The 21187-nt window shown below is 45.9% G+C and carries 19 protein-coding genes and 1 tRNA gene; 7 read left to right on the forward strand and 13 right to left on the reverse strand.

The window, feature by feature from the left end; all coding sequences use genetic code 11:
* Window positions 1–299: 299 nt before the first annotated feature.
* The 3 genes from BLS03_RS08010 to BLS03_RS08020 all read right to left on the reverse strand — a co-directional run bounded on the left by BLS03_RS08010 (window position 300) and on the right by BLS03_RS08020 (window position 2988).
* Entirely contained in the window at window positions 300–716 is a 417-nt protein-coding gene (locus BLS03_RS08010) for an SPOR domain-containing protein (protein WP_176765550.1), read from the reverse strand.
* Window positions 717–913: 197 nt separating this feature from the next.
* A complete protein-coding gene (locus BLS03_RS08015; RefSeq protein ID WP_093271982.1) occupies window positions 914–1156 on the reverse strand; it encodes an HP1242/YdcH family protein in 243 nt (80 codons plus the stop codon).
* A gap of 236 nt (window positions 1157–1392) precedes the next feature.
* The gene (locus BLS03_RS08020) at window positions 1393–2988 is read right to left on the reverse strand and encodes an ABC-F family ATPase (protein WP_093271985.1); all 1596 of its coding nucleotides are present in this window, start codon (window positions 2986–2988) and stop codon (window positions 1393–1395) included.
* A gap of 249 nt (window positions 2989–3237) precedes the next feature.
* Between BLS03_RS08020 and BLS03_RS08025 the strand changes: the two genes are divergently transcribed.
* A complete protein-coding gene (locus tag BLS03_RS08025; protein WP_176765551.1) occupies window positions 3238–3612 on the forward strand; it encodes an EF-hand domain-containing protein in 375 nt (124 codons plus the stop codon).
* Window positions 3613–3705: 93 nt separating this feature from the next.
* On the opposite strand, the gene BLS03_RS08030 is transcribed toward BLS03_RS08025, so the two are convergent.
* A tRNA-Arg gene (locus BLS03_RS08030) sits at window positions 3706–3782 on the reverse strand.
* Between the two features lie 204 nt (window positions 3783–3986).
* Between BLS03_RS08030 and folD the strand changes: the two genes are divergently transcribed.
* Window positions 3987–4844 carry a bifunctional methylenetetrahydrofolate dehydrogenase/methenyltetrahydrofolate cyclohydrolase FolD gene (gene folD, locus BLS03_RS08035; protein ID WP_093271990.1) on the forward strand — a complete coding sequence of 286 codons (858 nt, stop codon included), beginning with the start codon at window positions 3987–3989 and terminating at the stop codon, window positions 4842–4844.
* A gap of 95 nt (window positions 4845–4939) precedes the next feature.
* Here folD and BLS03_RS08040 read toward each other — a convergent pair whose 3' ends face one another.
* The 3 genes from BLS03_RS08040 to BLS03_RS08050 all read right to left on the reverse strand — a co-directional run bounded on the left by BLS03_RS08040 (window position 4940) and on the right by BLS03_RS08050 (window position 8131).
* Window positions 4940–6745, reverse strand: coding sequence for a cation:proton antiporter (locus BLS03_RS08040; protein WP_093271994.1), 1806 nt, complete (start codon window positions 6743–6745; stop codon window positions 4940–4942).
* A gap of 105 nt (window positions 6746–6850) precedes the next feature.
* Window positions 6851–7819, reverse strand: coding sequence for a lytic murein transglycosylase (locus tag BLS03_RS08045; protein WP_093271997.1), 969 nt, complete (start codon window positions 7817–7819; stop codon window positions 6851–6853).
* 33 nt (window positions 7820–7852) lie between these two features.
* The gene (locus BLS03_RS08050) at window positions 7853–8131 is read right to left on the reverse strand and encodes a YcgL domain-containing protein (protein ID WP_093271999.1); all 279 of its coding nucleotides are present in this window, start codon (window positions 8129–8131) and stop codon (window positions 7853–7855) included.
* 182 nt (window positions 8132–8313) lie between these two features.
* Here BLS03_RS08050 and minC point away from each other — a divergent pair, with 182 nt between their 5' ends.
* Genes minC through minE form a run of 3 tightly spaced genes read left to right on the forward strand, consistent with a single transcriptional unit; the run spans window position 8314 to window position 10188 of the window.
* Window positions 8314–9075, forward strand: coding sequence for a septum site-determining protein MinC (gene minC / locus BLS03_RS08055; RefSeq protein WP_093272002.1), 762 nt, complete (start codon window positions 8314–8316; stop codon window positions 9073–9075).
* Window positions 9076–9095: 20 nt separating this feature from the next.
* Window positions 9096–9908: a septum site-determining protein MinD gene (gene minD / locus BLS03_RS08060; protein WP_093272004.1), complete on the forward strand. Its 813-nt coding sequence runs from the start codon at window positions 9096–9098 to the stop codon at window positions 9906–9908.
* A 7-nt stretch (window positions 9909–9915) separates the two neighbouring features.
* Entirely contained in the window at window positions 9916–10188 is a 273-nt protein-coding gene (gene minE, locus BLS03_RS08065) for a cell division topological specificity factor MinE (RefSeq protein WP_093272006.1), read from the forward strand.
* 133 nt (window positions 10189–10321) lie between these two features.
* Here minE and BLS03_RS08070 read toward each other — a convergent pair whose 3' ends face one another.
* The 4 genes from BLS03_RS08070 to adhE all read right to left on the reverse strand — a co-directional run bounded on the left by BLS03_RS08070 (window position 10322) and on the right by adhE (window position 15687).
* Window positions 10322–10912, reverse strand: coding sequence for a hypothetical protein (locus BLS03_RS08070; RefSeq protein WP_093272009.1), 591 nt, complete (start codon window positions 10910–10912; stop codon window positions 10322–10324).
* Window positions 10913–11050: 138 nt separating this feature from the next.
* Window positions 11051–12355, reverse strand: coding sequence for an SIR2 family NAD-dependent protein deacylase (locus tag BLS03_RS08075; RefSeq protein WP_093272012.1), 1305 nt, complete (start codon window positions 12353–12355; stop codon window positions 11051–11053).
* Between the two features lie 316 nt (window positions 12356–12671).
* Window positions 12672–12872, reverse strand: a complete 201-nt coding sequence (locus BLS03_RS08080) for a hypothetical protein (RefSeq protein WP_093272014.1) — start codon at window positions 12870–12872, stop codon at window positions 12672–12674.
* Between the two features lie 100 nt (window positions 12873–12972).
* The gene (gene adhE / locus BLS03_RS08085; protein WP_093272016.1) at window positions 12973–15687 is read right to left on the reverse strand and encodes a bifunctional acetaldehyde-CoA/alcohol dehydrogenase; all 2715 of its coding nucleotides are present in this window, start codon (window positions 15685–15687) and stop codon (window positions 12973–12975) included.
* A gap of 673 nt (window positions 15688–16360) precedes the next feature.
* Between adhE and BLS03_RS08090 the strand changes: the two genes are divergently transcribed.
* Window positions 16361–16999, forward strand: coding sequence for a YchE family NAAT transporter (locus tag BLS03_RS08090; protein WP_093272017.1), 639 nt, complete (start codon window positions 16361–16363; stop codon window positions 16997–16999).
* 87 nt (window positions 17000–17086) lie between these two features.
* Here BLS03_RS08090 and BLS03_RS08095 read toward each other — a convergent pair whose 3' ends face one another.
* Window positions 17087–17953: a helix-turn-helix transcriptional regulator gene (locus BLS03_RS08095; RefSeq protein WP_093272020.1), complete on the reverse strand. Its 867-nt coding sequence runs from the start codon at window positions 17951–17953 to the stop codon at window positions 17087–17089.
* 88 nt (window positions 17954–18041) lie between these two features.
* Between BLS03_RS08095 and BLS03_RS08100 the strand changes: the two genes are divergently transcribed.
* Window positions 18042–19487: an MFS transporter gene (locus tag BLS03_RS08100; RefSeq protein WP_093272023.1), complete on the forward strand. Its 1446-nt coding sequence runs from the start codon at window positions 18042–18044 to the stop codon at window positions 19485–19487.
* A 97-nt stretch (window positions 19488–19584) separates the two neighbouring features.
* Here BLS03_RS08100 and BLS03_RS08105 read toward each other — a convergent pair whose 3' ends face one another.
* Window positions 19585–20943, reverse strand: coding sequence for a GGDEF domain-containing protein (locus BLS03_RS08105; RefSeq protein ID WP_093272025.1), 1359 nt, complete (start codon window positions 20941–20943; stop codon window positions 19585–19587).
* Window positions 20944–21187: the final 244 nt, after the last annotated feature.

The following is a 21187-nucleotide window of genomic DNA, read 5'->3' on the forward strand; positions in this document are numbered from 1 at the left end:
TACCGAATCAACAAAGATAATAATACTCAGCGATAACATCCATAAAAATTGGATTAAAATCCATAATCATACGTAAAATAAAACACACAATAACGAATAAAATAAACTAAAGAGTTATTAAATTAATAATCTGTGAAGCTTATGAATGAAAGAAAATTATTCATAAGCGAAACCAATCTCTGTTTAAATAATTAAACAAATAGATATACACATAAAATCATCAATAAACGTATGAGAAAAAATAATGTAAAACGTCTGAAGTGGCGTGTAATAAGCCCCAGAACTGGGGCTTAAAAGAATTAACGCATGCGAACAACGTTGGTCTGCTGTTTGCTTTTCATTTCCGCAAAGCTCAGCACAAAAGGCGAAGCCTGTTTTACCGTCATCGGCAATGACGCAATCGCCGATTTGGCTTGGTCTTTGGTGGCAAAGTCACCAACCGTCACCGCATACCAGCGTGTTCCGCGGCTGGCTTTCCAATTCACCCAAACCGGATGTTTCGGGTCGATGTTACGAATGTAATTTTGTACGTCTTTCTCTTGGCTTAAAGCCAATACCTGAACGGTATAATGACTGGGATCTAGGTATCCATAAGCATCTTCGGAAGACATCACACCAACACATTGCGCCGGTTCTGGGCTGGTATCCGATTGCATGCTCAGTGGGGTACAGCCCATTAATGCCATGGCCAGTGTCATCGATAAAATCTTATACACATTCTACTCCAGTGCTTAGTTAACAACTCAGGCGCGCCGCGCCTTAACTACTTTTAGAGCGACTAAAGCTACTGATAAACTAAACGCAGTTCAAGGATAAACCTTAGAACTAGAACAAATTCGGAATAGACCTATCTTGATTTCGGAGATAGACAGTAAAAAGCCGCTGAGTCAGCGGCTTAATGATGAGATATCGGTTATTTGGCGCGTATTATTCGCTGGTGCAACATGTCCTTAAGCCCAGCGCGTTCAAGTTTTAATTGATTCATCGATTGATCGTCAATCGGGCCGCCCCTTAGCTCTAAGGTACGAATTTCTTTGTCTAATGCATTGTAATGACTGGCACTGGAACTGAAAGCGTCATCGCTTTGACTCAGCTCTTTAATTGTATCCAAATGCTCTGGAAATTCGTGAGCTAAAGAATGATTTTCACCTAACATATAAACCCCTTATCAAATGAATAGAGAGTGAATGTGATACCTCACTTAAACTGTAGCACTTCTCAATATCATGAAAAGTTTGCCAAGCCCCAAAGGCAAAAGAATTAACACTACGCTTTCATCCAAGTCATTGAAGCTTACGCTAAGCGATTGTTATCTAGGCAATCATAAAATCGGGATTTTATGCATAAAAAAAGCCACCGCGAGGGTGGCTTTGTTGTATACAAACTTTGGCGTTAACCAATTAAACCTTGCTTAGCAAGATACTCATCGTAAGTACCGTGGAAATCGTTGACGCCATCTTTGGTGATTTCAATGATGCGTGTTGCGATCGACGATACAAATTGACGGTCATGAGAAACAAACATCAGCGTACCTTTGTAGTTCTCAAGCGCCAAGTTCAGTGCTTCGATCGATTCCATATCCATGTGGTTAGTCGGTTCGTCCATCAGCAAAATGTTTGGCTTTTGCATAATCAGTTTGCCAAACAACATACGACCTTGCTCACCACCGGAAATCACTTTAACCGACTTTTTGATGTCGTTTTGTGAGAACAGCATACGACCAAGAATGCCGCGTACCGTTTGCTCGTCGTCGCCGTCTTTCTTCCACTGACCCATCCAGTCAATCAGGCTCATGTCTTCGGCAAACTCGTGGGCGTGATCCTGCGCGTAGAAACCAATGTTGTTGTTTTCTGACCATTTGATATCGCCCGCCATCGGGTCCATCACGCCAGCCAAAGTATTTAAAAGCGTGGATTTACCAATACCGTTTTCACCGATGATGGCAATGCGCTCACCCACTTCAACCATCAAGTTGACGTCGTTGAACAGAATGTTGTCGTCGTAACCTTGTTTTAGACCTTCAACAATCAGAGCGTTACGAAACAGCTCTTTCTCTTGGTCGAAACGAATAAATGGCGACTGACGGCTAGACGGTTTCACGTCTTCGAGCTGAATCTTATCCAGTTGCTTTTGACGTGAGGTGGCTTGTTTCGCTTTCGATGCATTCGCAGAGAAGCGACTAACGAAGGTTTGAAGCTCAGCAATCTGCGCTTTCTTCTTCGCGTTATCCGCATGCAGACGATCGCGCGCTTGTTCCGCCGCAACCATGTACTCATCGTAGTTACCGTGGAACAGACGCAGTTCACCGTAATCCAAATCCGCCATGTGAGTACACACGGTATTGAGGAAGTGACGGTCGTGGGAAATGATGATCATGGTGCAGTTACGCGCCAAAAGCGTTTGCTCTAACCAAGCAATCGTGTGCATATCCAAGTTGTTGGTTGGTTCGTCAAGCAGCATGATTTCTGGTTCAGCGAACAAAACCTGTGCCAGCAACACACGCAGTTTAAGACCCGGAGCAATTTCGCTCATCAGACCAAAATGTTGATCTTCAGGAATGCCAAGGCCAAGTAGCAGTTCACCCGCGCGCGCTTCGGCAGAGTAACCGTCCATTTCAGCGAATTCGGTTTCAAGGTCGCCCACACGCATGCCATCTTCATCAGACATCTCAGGCAGAGCATAAATACGGTCGCGCTCTTCTTTTACCTTCCACAACTCTTTGTGACCCATGATCACGGTGTCGATAACGCTAAACGCTTCGAACGCAAATTGGTCTTGGCCTAATTTCGCCATACGTTCATTCGGGTCAGTTGAGACAGAACCTGCTGAAGGCTCTAGCTCGCTGCCAAGAATTTTCATAAAGGTGGATTTGCCACAGCCGTTCGCGCCGATGAGACCATAGCGGTTGCCATTGCCGAATTTAATCGAAATGTTTTCAAATAATGGCTTATCGCCAAATTGCATGGTGATGTTTGCAGTTGTAAGCACAGAGAATTCCAAGTTGGATGGTAAAGAAGCAAAAAGTGGCCAGTTGGCGACTTTTCAAAATTGACGCGATCTTAACAGCTTTTGTGACTGACATCACCCCCCTTTGCTCAGTTGGTGAGCAGTAAAGTGGCGCGATTTTGCTGTGAATGAATGTCATTTCGCGCTCTTTAATTAACTTTACGTTTGGTGACGTTGCTTTACACCCGCGTGGCTAAGCTAACCATGAACGACAAAAACGAGGACTTAGCCATGAACATTAAATCTACCCTACTTGCTGTACTTGCTATTGCCGTGTCATCCGGCGCTATCGCAGCAAACTTAAACAACAATGCACAACACATGGGGCGCGCCGCGCAAGCGCCAACTTTTGCCCAATTTGATGGCAACAGCGATCAAAAAATCACCCCGCAAGAGTTTAGCCAAGCCCATGCAAAACGTATCTCTGAACGCGCAGAACAAGGCCGTATGATGCGTAACGTGAGCAAAGCGGTGAGTTTTGAAACTCTGGATGTCAATAAAGATGGCGTGTTGACTGGTGACGAATTTGCCGCCCACCAACACCAAATGTGGACCGACAACCAACGTGGTCAACAACGCGGTAAAGGCATGCGTGCCAACATCTAACGCTCGGGCTTTTCACCTGCGGCAACGAATATGTGCGGCGAAAATACGAAAAAAACCTGACAAATCGAAGATTTATCAGGCCTTTAGAATAAATGGCACGCCCTACAGGATTCGAACCTGTGACCACCTGCTTAGAAGGCAGGTGCTCTATCCAGCTGAGCTAAGGGCGCGCTACAGGGGAAGGATTATACGAGTTCAAATTGTTAAATCAACGGCTTTCTATAACATTATGTTCTGAATGCCTAAAAAAAGCCCATTCATCGTATTGCTGTATAAAAACACCCCAAAGCAAACGTTTGCGTCTAGATGTTCTGTGATTTTTTTGCGACAATGCGCCACAATTCATTTGGCCATTCGATTTCTCAAGGAAACACATGTCTGCTCAAAATATTGATGGAACGCTTATTTCTCAAACCGTCCGTTCGGAAGTTGCCGCGCGAGTAAAAGCGCGAGTTGACGCAGGGCTGCGTGCCCCAGGACTTGCTGTTGTTTTAGTTGGTGAAGATCCAGCTTCACAAGTGTATGTCGGCAGCAAGCGCCGTGCATGTGAAGAAGTCGGCTTCGTCTCTAAGTCGTTTGACTTACCGGCCACCACAACAGAGCAACAACTGCTGGATTTGATTGATGAGCTAAATAATGATCAGGAAATCGACGGCATTTTAGTTCAGTTGCCACTGCCTGCGGGCATCGACACCACTCACGTACTGGAACAGATTATTCCAGAAAAAGACGTTGATGGTTTCCACCCATACAACGTCGGTCGCCTTGCTCAGCGCATTCCAAAGCTGCGCTCTTGTACGCCAAAAGGCATTATCACCCTGCTCGACCGCTACAACATCAATTTGCGCGGTATGCACGCGGTGATCGTTGGTGCCTCTAACATTGTTGGTCGCCCAATGACGCTCGAACTGCTGCTTGCCGGTTGCACCACCACCACGTGTCACCGCTTTACCAAAGATCTTGAACAGCACGTTCGCCAAGCGGATCTGGTTGTGGTTGCTGTGGGTAAACCTAACTTTATTCCGGGTGACTGGATCAAACCGGGCGCCGTGGTGATCGATGTCGGTATCAACCGCCTTGATACGGGTAAATTGGTGGGCGATGTGGATTACGCCAAAGCCAAAGAGAACGCTAGCTTTATCACGCCAGTACCGGGTGGCGTTGGCCCAATGACGGTTGCCAGCTTGATTGAAAATACCATGATCGCGTGTGAGCAGTTCCATACCAAATAAGCGCTGATTCAAATAAAGCGCCAAACGCGAGTAAGTTCGCGCGTAAAAAAAGACAGCCAAGGCTGTCTTTTTTGTTGCTGCAAAATCTCGCTGCGTTACGCCACCAGCTCTTGCTGCTCCGTATCTGGTGGAATCACGCTGATCAGTTCCCAACCTTCGGTTTCGAGCTCTTCAAGAATCTCGTTCGCCGTCAGTAGCCACAACCTTCCCTCTTTCACCAAGCATAACGGCAGAGCTTTGGGGTTACGCTGCCAGAATTGCTCGACGCCAAAGCTTTCGGTCAACGGCGTGCTCTTAATCGTGCTGCCAGTTGCCATTAGCGAGTTGAGCTTAGCGTAGCTTACACCATCGCCAAACAGCACTTCATTAGGATTGCGGTCAACTTTATAACGCTCATGGGTATTTTCCCCCACGCTAAGCTGGTAAACCGAGTTCTCGCCGAAATCGTTTTGATAGTACATGCTCACTATCGGGTTAGTTTGGCGATATGGCGATGCCACCATCACTTTGCCGATCCCCGACATATCCAAATGGCTTTCGGCATGGCTGGAGGCTGGGTTACCAAAATAGACATTGAGATTCTCCATTCGCGACAAGCGAATGCTCTCCCAGTTGGTGTCCGACAAAATGGTTTTGATTTTGTGCTTAGCGAGCACTTTCGCAAACTCGCGAGTAAACGACGTCGCGCCAAAAATCAGCACGCCTTGTGGCTTGCCTTGAGTAATGCCAAGAAATTTCGCCCACAATCGCGCGGTCAAACTTTGCGCCACCACGGTGCCGATGATCATCAAAAACACCAAAGGCACTAATTTATCGATGCCTTCAAATAAGCCCATGTCATCCAGCTTAATCGCAAACAGCGATGACACCGCCGCCGCCACGATGCCGCGCGGCGCTATCCAAGACAAAAACCATTTGTCTTTGGCGGTAAGGTCGGTGCCGATGCCGCTTAACCAAACCGACAGCGGACGAGCAATAAACATCACCACACCCAATACACCTACGCCGCCCCAGCCAAGTTCGGTAAACGCGTTGGAATCTAAGCGGCTAGCGAGCAAAATAAACAGCCCGGAAATCAGCAGCACGGTGAGGGTCTCTTTAAACTCGATGATGTCATCAAGCTCCAAGTTTTTGATGTTCGCCAGCCACATCCCCAAAATGGTCACGGTCAGCAGTCCGGACTCTTCTTGCAACTCGTTAGAGAGCGCATACACGCCAAGCACGATGGTCAATACCGTGATATTACGCAGATAATGCGGCACCCAATTACGCTTAAGCACCTCGGCCACCACGATACCAGCAATAATACCAAGCCCTAGCCCGACCCCAATCACCATCGCCAATGCGCTAAACATATGCTCGGTGGCTTCAGCAGAAGAGACAATAAACTCATACACTAAAACCGCCAGCAGCGCGCCGATCGGGTCAATGATGATGCCTTCCCAGCGCAGAATTCGCCCAAGCTCGGCTTTGGGGTGCACGCTTTTCAGCATCGGCGCAATCACGGTTGGCCCAGTCACCACCACCAGCGCAGAAAACAGCGCCGCCAATGCCCAATCAAAACCTGCCAGAAAATGTGCGCCAAGGGTAACGCAGGTCCAAGTGACCACGATGCCCACCGTGACCAGATTCATCACCATGCGCCCATGGCCGCGAATCTCTTGAATATTGAGAGTCAGCGCCCCTTCAAACAGAATGATGGCAACGCCAAGAGAGATCAGGGGAAAAAGTGTGTCGCCAAACAAAGCATCAGGATCGATGATGTCGAATCCCGGCCCAACCGTTAACCCAACCAGCAAAAGCGGGAGAATCGCGGGAAGGTGTAATCGCCAACCGATCAGCTGACAGAGTAGAGAGAGTAAACCGATCAGCGCCAAAGACGCGGCAATCGACAATTCCATAGATGTCTCCTTATAAAAAATCCACAACGCAGCAACTGAGTTGTGGATTCTTCTTAAACCATATAGACACTGTAGCGAACTAAATCAAACAGTTAAACCGTAAATTTAGTTGATCAGATCAGCGAGATGGCTCACCGCCAAAGCGAAGTAGTACGAGCGGTTCCACTTCATCAGTACATTATAATTGTTATACACCAAATACACGCGACCATTTTCGTCGTCCGGTGCAATCAACCATGCATCAATGTCTTTGGTCATTTTTGGCAATGCGCTACCGTCATAACGAGTCACGCCAAGCGCGCTCCACTCGGCCAAGGTTTTGGCTTTGTCTTTGCTACGGCCTTGCACGCTAAGGTCAAACCCTTTTGGCAATTTCACTTGGCGTCCCCAAGTAAAGTTGTCGTCCCAACCCGATTTGCTTAGGTAGTTTGCGGTTGAAGCAAATACGTCTGCTTCGGTGCCCCAAATGTCTTTTTTGCCATCGCCGTTACCGTCGGCAGCAAACGACAAAAATGAGCTTGGCATAAACTGGCACTGACCCATCGCACCAGCCCAAGAGCCTTTCATATCTTTGGCGGCGATATGACCTTCTTGTAAAATGGTCAACGCAGCCATGGTCTCTTTACGGAAAAACTCTTCGCGGCGACCATCGTAAGCCATGGTGGTCAACGCATCGATGACACTGTAACCGCCGGTGAATTTACCGAAGTTACTTTCCACACCCCAAAGTGCAACGATAAAACGTGGCTGTACACCGTACTTTTTACCAATGCGCACTAACTCATCATGATGCTCGCGGTACAACTCGCGCGCTTGTTTGATCTTCCAAGCCGGCGCGGCGCGCGGAATGTATTCATCCAGCGTTAAACGTTTTTCCGGTTGGTTGCGATCCGCTTTAACAGCGCGAGGTTTGTAAGCCACATCTGCAAAGGCCTCTTGAATCACCTGTTCGGAGATCCCTTGTTGTTTTGCTTCTTGTTTCAGCCCTTGAACATATTTGTCAAAATCAGCGTCTGCGGCGAAAACCGACCCTGAAACCGCAAAACTTAAAGCCACTGACAATAATTTTTTCAACTTTGCCCTCCTTGAGCCTGAACTCAATGGTAGTTATGAACCTTGCTGAGCTTTACGCTCTTTGTATTGCTCTAATAAATTTTCTGGCGGTGGTGGCAGTTGCAAAAAGAACCCATCATCTTTAAGAGATTGTTTAACTTTTTCGATATCAACTTGTGCCAGATCACGCCCGTCCAGATTAATCATCATTACCAGCGCAGGTTTGCCGAACATACTCATCAATGTGTCAGGAACTTGTGAAAAATCGTCCTTTTTAGGGATATATAAATATGCGCCTTCTTTCTTGGTACTTTTGTAAATGGTACAAAGCATGGGAAACCTTTTTAATGTAACAACTTCAAAAACGTCAGCGTTTCGAAAAAATTCGCTTCAAAACTCAGAATTAAACACGAGATAACTTGCTGTGCCTTGTGAGGAAATATAACATGACACCCCTAGTCTCAAGCAACGCCATTTCTACATTGGCGATGATTTATCGAGGTCCATAGTTCAAGATGTCACGCACCCCAGATCTTAAAGGTAGCAGCTTTACTTTGTCAGTTTTGCACCTTTCTGACAATAATGTCGAACAAGCTATCCATTTTTTACAAGAAAAGGTCGATCAAGCTCCCGCCTTTTTCGCCAGTGCGCCGGTTGTCATCAACATCGATAAAGTAACGAACGACGTCGATTTCAAAAAACTCAAGAAAGGCATTCAACAAACCGGCATGATTCCGGTTGGCATTTCTGGAAGTAAAGACAAACGCCTGCAAAGCCTTGCCTCCGAGGCAGGGTTTGCGATTATGAGCGCCAGCAAACCTGTGGCGGCAAGTAAGTCTGTTTCAACGGATAAGCCTGCATCGGCAAGCAAGCCAGCAGCAACGAATAAGGTGGAACCGAGCCAACAGGCCGCGCCAAGTGCGCCGCCAGCGCCATCAAACTTTGTTCCCACCAAAGTGATACGAACGCCAGTGCGATCGGGTCAACAAATTTACGCAAAAGATGGCGATTTAGTCATCCTCAATCATGTCAGCGAAGGCGCCGAAGTGATTGCAGATGGCTCAATCCATATTTATGGTGCCCTACGCGGCCGCGCAATTGCCGGAGCGAGTGGCAACAAAGACGCAGTTATCGCCTGCTCACAACTTCACGCTGAGTTGATGTCCATCGCTGGGCACTATTGGCTAACCGAACAATTTGCACCTGAGCTATGGCAAAAGAACGTTGTACTCAGTCTGCATGACGACTCACTTAAGCTTGAGTTGCTAACAATATAAAGAAATAAGGAATCATTTTCATGGCACGCATTATAGTTGTCACGTCAGGTAAAGGTGGCGTGGGTAAAACAACATCGAGCGCGGCAATCGCATCAGGCTTAGCTCTCAAGGGCAAGAAAACCGCGGTCGTCGACTTTGATATCGGCTTACGTAACCTAGACCTTATCATGGGCTGTGAACGTCGCGTTGTGTATGACTTTGTTAACGTCATTAACGGCGAAGCTACGCTGAACCAAGCGCTGATTAAAGACAAACGCTCTGACAACTTATTCATTCTTCCTGCTTCACAAACCCGCGATAAAGACGCACTGAATCATGAAGGGGTTGATCGCGTGTTTAAAGAGTTGGATGAAATGGGCTTTGATTTCATCATCTGTGACTCGCCAGCGGGCATCGAGCAGGGCGCACTGATGGCGCTATACTATGCAGATGAAGCGATTGTTACCACCAACCCAGAAGTCTCTTCCGTGCGCGACTCGGACCGTATCCTTGGCATTTTAGATTCTAAATCTCGCCGCGCAGAAGAAGGCAAAGAGCCAGTGAAACAGCACTTGCTATTAACTCGCTACAACCCAAGCCGCGTAAACCTTGGTGAAATGCTTAGCGTGCAAGATGTTGAAGAGATTCTACGTATTAAATTGCTTGGCGTAATTCCAGAGAGCCAAGCGGTGCTAAACGCCTCCAACAAAGGTGTGCCTGTGATTTTTGATGATAAATCGGATGCGGGCATGGCGTACAGCGATACAGTGGACCGTCTACTTGGCGAGCAAGTCGATTTCCGCTTCTTGGTTGAGGAGAAGAAAGGCATCTTTAAGCGACTATTTGGAGGCTAAAGACATTATGTCATTACTTGAGTTTTTTAGACCCAACAGAAAAGCATCCGCTAGCACCGCCAAAGAGCGATTACAGATCATCGTTGCTGAGCGTCGCCGCCAAGGTGAGCCTGCGCCGTCTTATCTGCCACAGATGAAAGAAGACATTCTGGCGGTAATTAAAAAGTACGTCGCCGTTGACCCATCGATGGTCGACCTGTCTTTTGAACAAAAAGATGAAGATATCGCGGTACTTGAACTAAACGTGCGTCTACCCGAAGACGAAGAAAAAGACAAATAAGCCGCTCGGTTTATTTGGAATTAAAAAAGGCACCGATGGTGCCTTTTTTGTTGGGTGTGATTCAGAAGGGGAAATTGAAACTGCAAATGCTAAGCGCGTTGGGAATTACTCTTAAATGCTTTGTTAGTTCGCACTAGAAACTAGCGTCACACCCTAGAATTGGTTTAACCAACCAATTGTTTAGAACTTTGTTCATAGCTAAGCAAGCTTCAGATAGTTGATCTAAGGAGATAGACTTCGTTTCATGGGTTGTTAAGTGCGCAACACCTTTATTGCCGTTCAATGCCGTTAAACGAATTGCATCAATCTCAGAAGCATTAAGCCCCTTAAATATATAGTTTTCGGCTTTTGAATCACGAATCAATCGAGCAATACCAAAGCTTTCAACTGTTATATCTGTTGGTTTAGTATTACCGTAACGCTTAAATTTTCCATCAGTATTAACTGTAAATCCTGCAAATTGAAGCATTGCACGAACCATTGCTATACCTGAGTCTAAGATAGGATCTGTGAGCTCACGTGAGTGAGCATTTGAATAGAACTCCGTCTCGCCCAATTTTAACGATGCTTCGGGAAAGCTTTTGACTCCATCGGAACAATCGTTATCAAACATGTGTTTGCTAACGCGAGCACATAAGTCAATTTCCCTCATTCTAGGCACAACCCTAGATTGAACCGTGTATTTTCTATCTGTTTCATCGGAAATAACTGCAAATCCTGACATATTTTTCCTTTGCATAACTTTCAAATTGAATGACTAAGAACTAACGCCCTGTTAAAGGGTGAGCAACACAACACCGAAATTGTCACATAGCAAAAATGCCAGGCGTTGCGAATCACTCTTAAATGCTTTGTTAGAAATTTATTGATTGATGACTTCCAATCCATCTGCGTCGACACCGTTCTCACGCATGTATTTAGATACCATAACACGGTTATCATAGGTCAGGTGATACCAACCAGAATTCCATTTATTGAATGCGTGCCACGAACACCCCATTACCATTCCTTTGGACATAGTATCAAAAGAACGTTTAACAGCATTTAAGTATGTTTCTTCTAATGGCGTACCCTTGATATCCATAATTGAGCCAATGTGAATTAACCACCCTGCCAAATGAACATATTGTCCCCATTCACCATTAGCTGTAGTCAAAACCCGCTTTCTTTCAAGTACGCCGGCTAAAAACTCCACTACTTTCGGGTGAGACACAATTATTCCGTTAGCCGTCAACATCGCGATAATTTCAAAGAATGAATCATTTTTCTTTAGGTAACTGTCAGTAAGGCTCGCCTCGCCATTTAGCACTGGGTAAAGGAAGTCTTTGAAAAGATTTACATCTGGCTTAACTACGTTGTAAGTGTCTTCCAGGCACTGGAAGAATTCGTCAATGCCCAAATTATCAATGACACGTAGTCCATACACTCGGTCGTAATAATCTTTGATATGCTGATCAACAGGAGAACGAGATAAATAAAATAAGTGCTGCCTATTTATATCATGATGACGATTACTTCTGTGCTTATTAAGTATTGACTTAAAGTTAATATCACCTAGCGAGTAACCAATGATCACAACACTGTTTTCCTGAAAAAGCGTTTCAACCTTATGCGAAAAATAGTCAGGACTATTTATAAATCGAAAGTAATCATCTGCCGTTACAACCATCTTCTTCGGATACTTAATTGAACCATGTACATGATAAACGTGAACACCTTTTGACTGTCGATGAATTGGGTAACCAATCGAGAATGAAGTTGAAGGTATACCTTTCAGAATTTGCGTTTCGATTAATCCATCGTAATTAGTCGTAATATACTTTATGTTCGTGTGTTTTCGAATAAAGTCGAACGCTTTCAGCTTTTTATCAGTAACTTTCAAACTATTGATGATTTTGGCTATTTCAGCATGAAGGCATTTATCTTGAGTATGCATTTTAGCCTGTATAACACTGGCACACTCTTCCAGTGACATGATCGGTTTGTTCTCCGGAAACAACTGCTCAATGAGTTCATTTCCTCCCTCAACGCCTGATGTGGCGTCTTTTAATAATGATAACCAATTTGGAGCATTACCATCTGTTACATGCATTGAAAAACCTGTACCAACAAAGAAACACAACGAATTGGATTCTAGGGCAAAGGATAGTTCGTAAAAGTGATCCATTTAAACCTCAAGTTTTACAAGTTTTCGAAAATTTCTAACTCTAACTAGATGACCAAATGCCATCTAAAAACCCAAAACAATATGCACTCTAACGCTTAAAAACAAATGGATATTGGCTTATTTGAGGGGACGGTTTCCAAACTGTTAACCCGTTCATAAAAGTAAATTTTCGGCGATTATTGGTTATATAAATCACTAAAAATAAGCGTGAATTTTCGAAGCCAAAATAGGAAATTGCGGGCTAAAAAAAAAGCTCCAGTGTTGGCTGGAGCTTTGGGGGGTAGGCACCTAAGATGCCCTGCTTGAGAGAAGCTTGTTAAGCTTCGGCTTTGGAAGGTTTGCTGGCCGGTTTCGCGCTGGCGGCCTCTTTACTCACTGGCTGAGGCTTGTGGCTATTTTGTGGCGCAGTTTGATACGGCTTGCCTTCAACAAAAGCTTTGCCGTAATAGGAAGCCAGCAGTAATTGTTTTAGCTTGTTACCGAGCGGATAACGCGTTGTCTGTTTCTCCTGCCGCACCGTGTTGTAAACCCCAAAGTTGTAGACACAAAAAAAGCCCCAGCTTGCGCTGGGGCTTTTGAGTTCGACATCTAAGATTTCGTGCTAGCGAAAATCTTAATTACGCTTCTGCTTTAGGCTTTTTGCTTGCTGCAGGTTTTTCAGCTTTTTTTTCTGCGGCTACTTGGTCTGCTTTTTTCTTGATAACAGTAGTACCTTCGAAAGTCTCACCTTCAACAAATGCTTTACCGTAGTAAGAAGCAATCAGAACTTCTTTAAGCTCAGTGATAAGTGGGTAACGTGGGTTTGCACCAGTACATTGGTCATCAAACGCGTCAACCGCTAGCTCGTCAACTTTAGCAAGGAAGTCTGCTTCGTTAACACCCGCTGCTTGGATAGACAATGGGATGTCTAGATCTTTCTTAAGCTCTTCTAGCCATGCAAGTAGACGCTCAATTTTCTGTGCAGTACGGTCGCCAGGTTGAACTAGGCCCAAGTGCTCTGCTACTTCTGCGTAACGACGGCGTGCTTGTGGACGGTCGTATTGTGAGAATGCAGTTTGTTTAGTTGGGTTGTCGTTCGCGTTGTAACGTAGCACGTTAGAAATCAACAGCGCGTTAGCAAGACCGTGTGGCAAGTGGAACTCAGCACCAATCTTGTGAGCCATTGAGTGACATACACCCAGGAACGCGTTAGCAAATGCAACACCGGCGATAGTCGCTGCGTTGTGCACTTTTTCACGAGCGATTGGGTCAGCCGCACCGTTTTTGTAGCTTGATGGCAAGTACTCTTTTAGCATCTTAAGTGCTTGAAGCGCTTGACCGTCTGAGTATTCGTTGGCCAGAACTGATACGTAAGCTTCCAGTGCGTGAGTCACTGCATCGTAACCACCGAATGCAGTTAGCGACTTAGGCATATTCATAACAAGGTTCGCATCAACGATAGCCATGTTAGGGGTTAGCTCGTAATCCGCTAGTGGGTATTTCGCGCCAGTTTTGTCGTCAGTTACAACCGCGAATGGTGTTACTTCTGAACCAGTACCTGAAGTGGTAGTGATACATACAAGCTCAGCTTTTTGACCCATTTTAGGGAACTTGTAGATACGTTTACGGATGTCCATAAAGCGCATTGCAAGTTCTTCGAAGTGAGTTTCTGGGTGCTCGTACATTACCCACATGATTTTCGCTGCGTCCATTGGTGAACCGCCGCCTAGCGCAAGGATCACGTCTGGTTGGTAGCTCGCCATTTGCGCTGCACCTTTCTCAACCACAGAAAGCGTTGGATCAGCTTCTACGTCGAAGAAAGTTTGCACTTCCATACCTAGGTCTTTCAGCATTTGAACCACGTCATCTGCATAACCGTTGTTGAATAGGAAACGGTCAGTCACTAGGAATGCGCGTTTTTTACCTTCAAGGTCGCTCAGTGCGATTGGAAGGCTACCACGACGGAAGTAGATTGACTTAGGTAGTTTGTGCCACAACATGTTTTCAGCTCGCTTCGCAACAATTTTCTTGTTGATTAGGTGTTTAGGACCAACGTTCTCAGAGATAGAGTTACCACCCCATGAACCACAACCCAGTGTTAGCGAAGGCGCAACGTTGAAGTTGTATAGGTCACCGATACCACCGTGAGTAGTCGGAATGTTGATAAGAATACGGGCAGTTTTCAGTTTGTCACCGAAGTAACGAATACGGTCTGCATTCACGTCTTGGTTAGTGTAAAGACCAGAAGTGTGGCCGATACCGCCGATTTCAACCATAGTCACAGCTTGCTCAACCGCGTCTTCAAAGCTGTCTGCTTTGAACATACCTAGACATGGAGACAATTTTTCGTGTGCGAACTCGTCGTCGTAAGAGACTTTGCCAAGACCTTCACCAATAAGCACTTTAGTGTCAGCTGGAACTTTAACACCTGCCATTTCAGCGATAGCTGCCGCTGGTTGACCTACGATTTTCGCGTTTAGTGCGCCATCGATAAGAATGGTTTTACGCACTTTGTCTGCGTCAGCTTTGCTCAATACGTGAGCTTTGTGAGAAGCAAAACGCTCTTTTACTTCTTCGTATACGTCTTTATGAACGATAACTGCTTGTTCTGATGCACACACAACACCGTTATCGAATGTTTTTGACATAAGTACAGATGCGACTGCACGTTTGATGTCTGCAGTTTCATCGATAACCACAGGAACGTTACCTGCACCTACACCGATAGCTGGTTTACCAGAAGAGTAAGCCGCTTTAACCATGCCTGGACCACCAGTTGCAAGGATAAGCGCAATACCTTCGTGTTTCATTAGTGCGTTAGAAAGCTCAACTGATGGTTGGTCGATCCAACCGATGATGTCTTTTGGCGCGCCCGCGGCAACTGCTGCGTCAAGAACCAATTTTGCTGCATCGTTGGTTGAGTTTTTCGCACGTGGGTGTGGCGAGAAGATGATACCGTTACGAGTTTTCAAAGAGATAAGAGATTTGAAAATCGCAGTTGAAGTTGGGTTGGTGGTTGGGACGATACCACAGATGATGCCAACAGGCTCTGCGATAGTCATGGTGCCCATGCTTTCGTCTTCTTCAAGAACGCCGCAGGTTTGCTCATCTTTGTACTTGTTGTAAATGTACTCAGACGCGAAGTGGTTTTTGATCACTTTATCTTCAACAATACCCATGCCAGATTCCGCAACCGCTTGCTGGGCAAGAGGAATACGGGCTTGGTTTGCTGCTAGCGAAGCTGCACGGAAGATTTTATCAACTTGCTCTTGAGAGTAAGTCGCAAATTCTTCTTGAGCTGCTTTAACGCGGGCAACAAGAGCATCAAGTTCAGCCAGATTAGTTACAGGCATAGTGAATCTCCTAAAAATTAACAAATATTAAAAACTTTTTATTAAGATTGCGGTGAATTCTCTGCTTAATCATCAAGCACTTATCTAACAACACTCTTAGTAAATCGCTTTCAATGTCAGTAATTTCCTTCCATGCCCTGAGTATATTATTTCAAACTTCGAAATAAATTGACCCAGATCAGTTATGAAAAGCTCTTTACCCACAAAGTAGTAAACCGATCGACAAGATATAATTAAGCATTTGAAATTAATAGGAAAATAAACGCATTTAAATTATAAAAAAAACGCATTTTTTTGAGAAAAAATCACCCACATTACAAACCTCCTGTAAAAAAGTTTCATTTTTAACCACTGGTTACATGTATATCGGGTTTAGCGTGCTACTAAACAGTATAGAAATTAAGACTATTGTCTCTACGTTTTAGCGCACATTTTGAATGTTTGCTCATCGAATTTCGTATCTTATTAATCGATACCTTATCGCCTATTGTAATTAACAATCACGACAAAAGTCGTTTACCAGTCGGACATAAATTAGTTTTTCTCACTTGTGCAATGTCTTACAGGTTAGTTTTTTTCATTCGAACCGATGTCGCTTTTGACATACATTAGCGCCACTTTAATACTTCTACTTAATCGATAATTATTTTTGACTCCTTGAGTACGTCATACTATGCAAAGTTTTGATTTGGCTATTTTTCTACAGTTCTTTCTAGGGCTTGTCGCAGCGGTTAACCCAGTGGGGATCATGCCGGTGTTTGTGTCGTTAACTGGACACATGACTGTTGAAGAAAAACACAAGACCGCAACCACCGCCAACACTGCCGTGGCCATCATTTTGGTGGTGTCGCTGTTTGGTGGACAAATGCTGCTCGACATGTTCAGCATTTCTCTCGACTCGTTCCGTGTTGCAGGTGGCCTGCTGCTGCTGAGCATCGCGTTTTCGATGATGAGCGGTAAACTCGGTGAAGATAAACAAAACAAACAAGAAAAATCCGAGTACGTCAGCCGTGAACAAGTCGGTGTCGTGCCGCTAGCCATGCCGTTAATGGCCGGCCCAGGTGCAATCAGTTCCACCATCGTTTATGGCTCTCGCTATCCAGACTTGACGGATACCTTTGGCATTGCGGTCACTATCGTGCTGTTTTGTTTCTGTACCTGGCTACTGTTTCGCTCTGCACCACTTATCGTGCGCTTTCTCGGTCAAACGGGTATCAACGTCATCACGCGTATTATGGGTTTGATTCTGGGTGCATTGGGGATTGAGTTTATTGCCAACGGTTTGCGCAGTTTATTCCCAGGCCTTGCTTAATATCTTCTCGCATACACAGCCTTTAGACATTAAAGCCGCGCTCAATAGCGCGGCTTTTTGCTGTATGGATGTCAGATTCGTTACGACTTACTCGGCGCTGATATTGTGTAGCCGCTGCTCGTCTTCGTCATTGGTTGGAACAAACACCATCATCTGGCCAAATGTGTCTCCATGGCGGTTATCCCAATACTGTTTACGTAGGTTAAGATCACCGAGCAATGCGTGATGGTAGACACGCTCCATTTCATCACTCTCTTTGACGCTGTTTTGATCCCACGCGCTGCGAAACGGTTGGCTGGCATCCAGCAGCTGTTCTAATCGGTTTTGCCACTCGGATTCACACACTCGATTTGCCATCGAAGAGCGCACGCCCGCGGCGGTGCGCTGCATACAGGCATCAAAATCACTTTGATTTTCAATCCGCAGCCAACGCTGCCAGTCTGGGCATTCTGAAGCAAAAATCACTGCGTTGCGCTTTTCGACCGGCTTGCTATTCACATCAAAGCCGAGCATCAAATTGAACGCCTGATTAGCCAAAACAATGTCTTTGTAATCGTTAATAAATACAGCTGGTAGTGGGTTGACTGATTTAAGCAGACGTTTACCCGCATCCGGAACGCAATAACTCAGCACTGGCTGCATTCTTTGCTCAACATGTCCTGCCAGCTGCAGTAAATAGCGGGTTTCGCTCTCATCGCAACACAAAGCATGGGACACCGAGAGCAACACCTGACGCGACACCCTTTGCGCTTTGCCACGTTCGAGCTTGGCATACCACACCGTACTGATATTGGCGCGCTCAGCAACGTCTTCTCGGCGCAGCCCTGGCGTGCGCGAACGATTGGGTTTGGCTAACCCAATCGCCTCTGGCGTCACACTGTTACGTTTAAGGCGCAAAAACTCACCCAATCTTGCTTGGCGAGTGATTTGATTTACGTCGATAATGGTTTGCATGATACTCCCAGTACGTGTTTAACGAGTTACTAGTACACCTTTCATTTACACTACATAATACGCCTTTGTTTTTCTACGGATAGGTAAAATGCAGTCGTCTCCACATACCAAGCCCAAGTTAACCGCCGCTGGGTTAACTTTGCTGATTACCGGTCAGCTTATGCCACAAATGGATTTCTCTATCGTCAACGTCGCTTTAGACGCCATCAGCCACTCACTCAATGCCAGTGAACTGACGCTAGGTCTGGTGGTATCACTTTATGGTTTGGCTTTTTCTGTATTTCTCGCCATGAGTGGTCGGCTTGGTGACCGCTATGGCCGCAAAAAGCTGTTTTTGAGCGGCATCTGTCTATTTGCTGTCGCCTCGCTGTTTTGCGGTATGGCACAGAGCATTCACGTACTGATTGCAGCGCGAGTTTTGCAAGGCATAGCCGCGGCGATGTTAATGCCGCAGATTCTTGCCACTATCCATGTTTCCTTAAGTGGTGAACGCCACTCGAAAGCGATTGGCCTGTATGGCTCTGTGGGCGGATTGTCGTTTGTGATTGGCCAAATCGTGGGTGGTTGGCTGGTTTCAGCAGACTTATTTGGTCTTGGATGGCGCAGCGTGTTCTACCTCAACCTCCCCTTTTGCGCCTTGATCCTGTATTTCGGTAAAAAGCACATTCCGGAAACTAAAGAGCAACAAGCCTTATCACTTGATTGGATAGGCACGCTATTGTTCGCTGCCATGGTGGTGGTAATTTTGACCTCGATATCACTGGGCTCAGCCGATAACTGGAGCTGGCATATATGGAGCTTGCTTGCCTGTACCCTACCACTTGGCGCTCTACTTTCTCGCGTCGAGCATCAGCGCGAAGCCAAACAAAAAACGCCGCTGCTTCCGCCGTCACTGATCAAAGAACGCCAATTTCACTCTGGGATTTTAAGTTTGCTGATTCAAGCGGCGACCTATGGCGGCTTTATGTTTGTCGTAGCGCTCACGTTGCAATCTGGGTTTCACTGGCCGGCGTACGCATCAGGTAACGGCTTTCTTGGTTTAGGGCTGTTTTACTTTATCGGTTCGCTGATGGTTGCGCGCCTTGTGGCTAAAATGGGCAAAGCCGGATATCGCGGTCTGATCATTCTCGGCGCGCTGATTAATCTCATCGGCTATGCCACGCTGTATTGGGTCATGACCACTTACACCGAAACCCTCACCGCTTGGCTGCTGTTTGTGCCAATGGCCATTACTGGGCTTGGTAACGCGTTCGCCGTTAACAGTTCGATTCGCGTTGGCTTAGCCGGAGTGGAAGCGAAATTTGCTGGTGTCGGCAGCGCGTTAATGACCACGTTACAGCAAGCGGCTATTGCCCTTGGCACCGCACTTTGTGGCGCTTTCTATACGCAAAACTTAGCCGACTCGGACCCATTTCACTTGCAAGCGCTAAAGGCAGGGCTGTACACACTCACCGTGTTTCTCATCGTGCTGCTTATCTACAATTTTTATTTGATCGCTACGCAGCGCGCCCAATCAACGCAACAAAGCGTGTAATTCGGCGCACTGACTCAAACATTAAAAGTATCAAACATTAAAAAAGCCCCGCATGGGGCTTTTTGTTTTGCACAGACAGCGCTCGGCTTTGGCTCGGTTATTTAACCACCACCTGATTGCGGCCAAGCGTTTTTGCTTCATACAAAGCACCGTCGGCGCGGTTATATAGCGACTCTTGGCTATCAAATTCACGAAACGAGCTGACACCAAGGCTAATGGTAAATTCAGGTAAGTCATGCTGGCGAAACTGCTCAACGCGAGTTTTAAGCTCCTGAGCCAAAACTTCAGCGGCAGTGATATCCAACATTGGCAGCAGAATCGCAAACTCTTCCCCGCCGAGGCGAAACAGCATATCGCTTTTACGGATCCGTTTGGTCAGCAGTTCAACTAAGACTTTCAGCAAACAATCACCAATTTGGTGACCGTATTTATCGTTGACCTGTTTGAAGTGGTCGACATCAATCATGATTAAACTGAACTGGTAACCGCGCTTGGCGAGCTGAATTTGCTGTTCGATCTCTTCATCCCACTTATGGCGGTTATACGCACCGGTCAGTTTGTCTTGGGTTGCGAGTATCATCAGCTGTTTTTCCACTCGCTCGCGCTGATTGATTTCATCGCTTAAACGCAGCATCACCTGCTGAATTTCGTGTTCAAGCCCTGCAAGCTCATCGTTTGAATCCAGCGTCGATAACGCGACTTCCGGCAGCGGATGACCATTTTCAAGCGAATTATTCAGAGTTTTAATCTCTCCTTGAATGCGCTGAATACGTTTGACAAAGATTTGGATAATGTAACTGGTTAACCCAAGCCCCAAAATCACCGCCACCAAACCAAGGGCGGAGTTGACGAATAGAAACTCTTGTTGATGGCGCTCGGTATAATACGCATCATCAGTGGTAATGCTGCTGAGAAGATTCAAAATCGCGGTTTCGGAGTGTTCCAGTTCAGAGGCCATTTGCTCGATTTGCTCGCGATCGGTCGGGCTCTCTTCATCACGAGCCAATACCGCCGCTAACTTGTCTTCGTAAAGCGCACTTTTCTGATAGTAATCCGCGAGTGCCACTGACACTTGCTGACGCTGCTGAATGTCGAGCTGCAGCGCATTTTGGCTAATGCTGTCAGCAATCAACTTCACCGCGCGATCGAGAAGCTGTTTAAGTTTTTGCTTTTGAAATGCCAGTTGTTGATGGGGCTTGAGCGGCGCTTGCTGCGCGACATCGAGCTGAAACTGCTCAAATTGTAAATGCTGTTCAAGCTCGATAAATTCGACTTGGCGCATGATTTGATTCAGCGGAATGTCTAAATACGCCACCTCTTTCATCTCCTCTTCTATCGCCTGAATACGGGTGATTGAGTAGACAATCGCCACCAGCAAAAACGACAGCAGCAAAATAAATAAGCCACCGATTTTGTGTTTGAAAGAAGAGTGTTGGTACTTATTAAAGATCGACATTACGCTTCACCGTTTCATAAAAATACAAGCTACAAATCGAACTCTCGATTGCAATGCTTATCAATAAATCATCCATTGCTGATATATACAAAGTTCCTGTTATTCACCAATACCGCGCATTCAAAGCGGTATCCATCTCGCACTATTGATGGAGCAAATGAATCTGATCGGACCTTCTATACGCAAGTTTCACCACGACAACAAAGCCCATTCTCGAATCGTAAAACCTTGCCGTTATTAGACC

The organism is Vibrio xiamenensis (assembly GCF_900100015.1).
Lineage (GTDB): Bacteria > Pseudomonadota > Gammaproteobacteria > Enterobacterales > Vibrionaceae > Vibrio > Vibrio xiamenensis.

What these genes read in the sequence shown, in the direction of transcription:
- BLS03_RS08015 (WP_093271982.1), bottom strand. Translation starts at nt 1,156, where the DNA reads ATGTTAGGTGAAAATCATTCTTTAGCTCACGAATTTCCAGAGCATTTG.
- BLS03_RS08025 (WP_176765551.1), top strand. Translation starts at nt 3,238, where the DNA reads ATGAACATTAAATCTACCCTACTTGCTGTACTTGCTATTGCCGTGTCA.
- folD (WP_093271990.1), top strand. Translation starts at nt 3,987, where the DNA reads ATGTCTGCTCAAAATATTGATGGAACGCTTATTTCTCAAACCGTCCGT.
- BLS03_RS08040 (WP_093271994.1), bottom strand. Translation starts at nt 6,745, where the DNA reads ATGGAATTGTCGATTGCCGCGTCTTTGGCGCTGATCGGTTTACTCTCT.
- BLS03_RS08050 (WP_093271999.1), bottom strand. Translation starts at nt 8,131, where the DNA reads ATGCTTTGTACCATTTACAAAAGTACCAAGAAAGAAGGCGCATATTTA.
- minC (WP_093272002.1), top strand. Translation starts at nt 8,314, where the DNA reads ATGTCACGCACCCCAGATCTTAAAGGTAGCAGCTTTACTTTGTCAGTT.
- minD (WP_093272004.1), top strand. Translation starts at nt 9,096, where the DNA reads ATGGCACGCATTATAGTTGTCACGTCAGGTAAAGGTGGCGTGGGTAAA.
- minE (WP_093272006.1), top strand. Translation starts at nt 9,916, where the DNA reads ATGTCATTACTTGAGTTTTTTAGACCCAACAGAAAAGCATCCGCTAGC.
- BLS03_RS08070 (WP_093272009.1), bottom strand. Translation starts at nt 10,912, where the DNA reads ATGTCAGGATTTGCAGTTATTTCCGATGAAACAGATAGAAAATACACG.
- BLS03_RS08075 (WP_093272012.1), bottom strand. Translation starts at nt 12,355, where the DNA reads ATGGATCACTTTTACGAACTATCCTTTGCCCTAGAATCCAATTCGTTG.
- adhE (WP_093272016.1), bottom strand. Translation starts at nt 15,687, where the DNA reads ATGCCTGTAACTAATCTGGCTGAACTTGATGCTCTTGTTGCCCGCGTT.
- BLS03_RS08090 (WP_093272017.1), top strand. Translation starts at nt 16,361, where the DNA reads ATGCAAAGTTTTGATTTGGCTATTTTTCTACAGTTCTTTCTAGGGCTT.
- BLS03_RS08095 (WP_093272020.1), bottom strand. Translation starts at nt 17,953, where the DNA reads ATGCAAACCATTATCGACGTAAATCAAATCACTCGCCAAGCAAGATTG.
- BLS03_RS08100 (WP_093272023.1), top strand. Translation starts at nt 18,042, where the DNA reads ATGCAGTCGTCTCCACATACCAAGCCCAAGTTAACCGCCGCTGGGTTA.
- BLS03_RS08105 (WP_093272025.1), bottom strand. Translation starts at nt 20,943, where the DNA reads ATGTCGATCTTTAATAAGTACCAACACTCTTCTTTCAAACACAAAATC.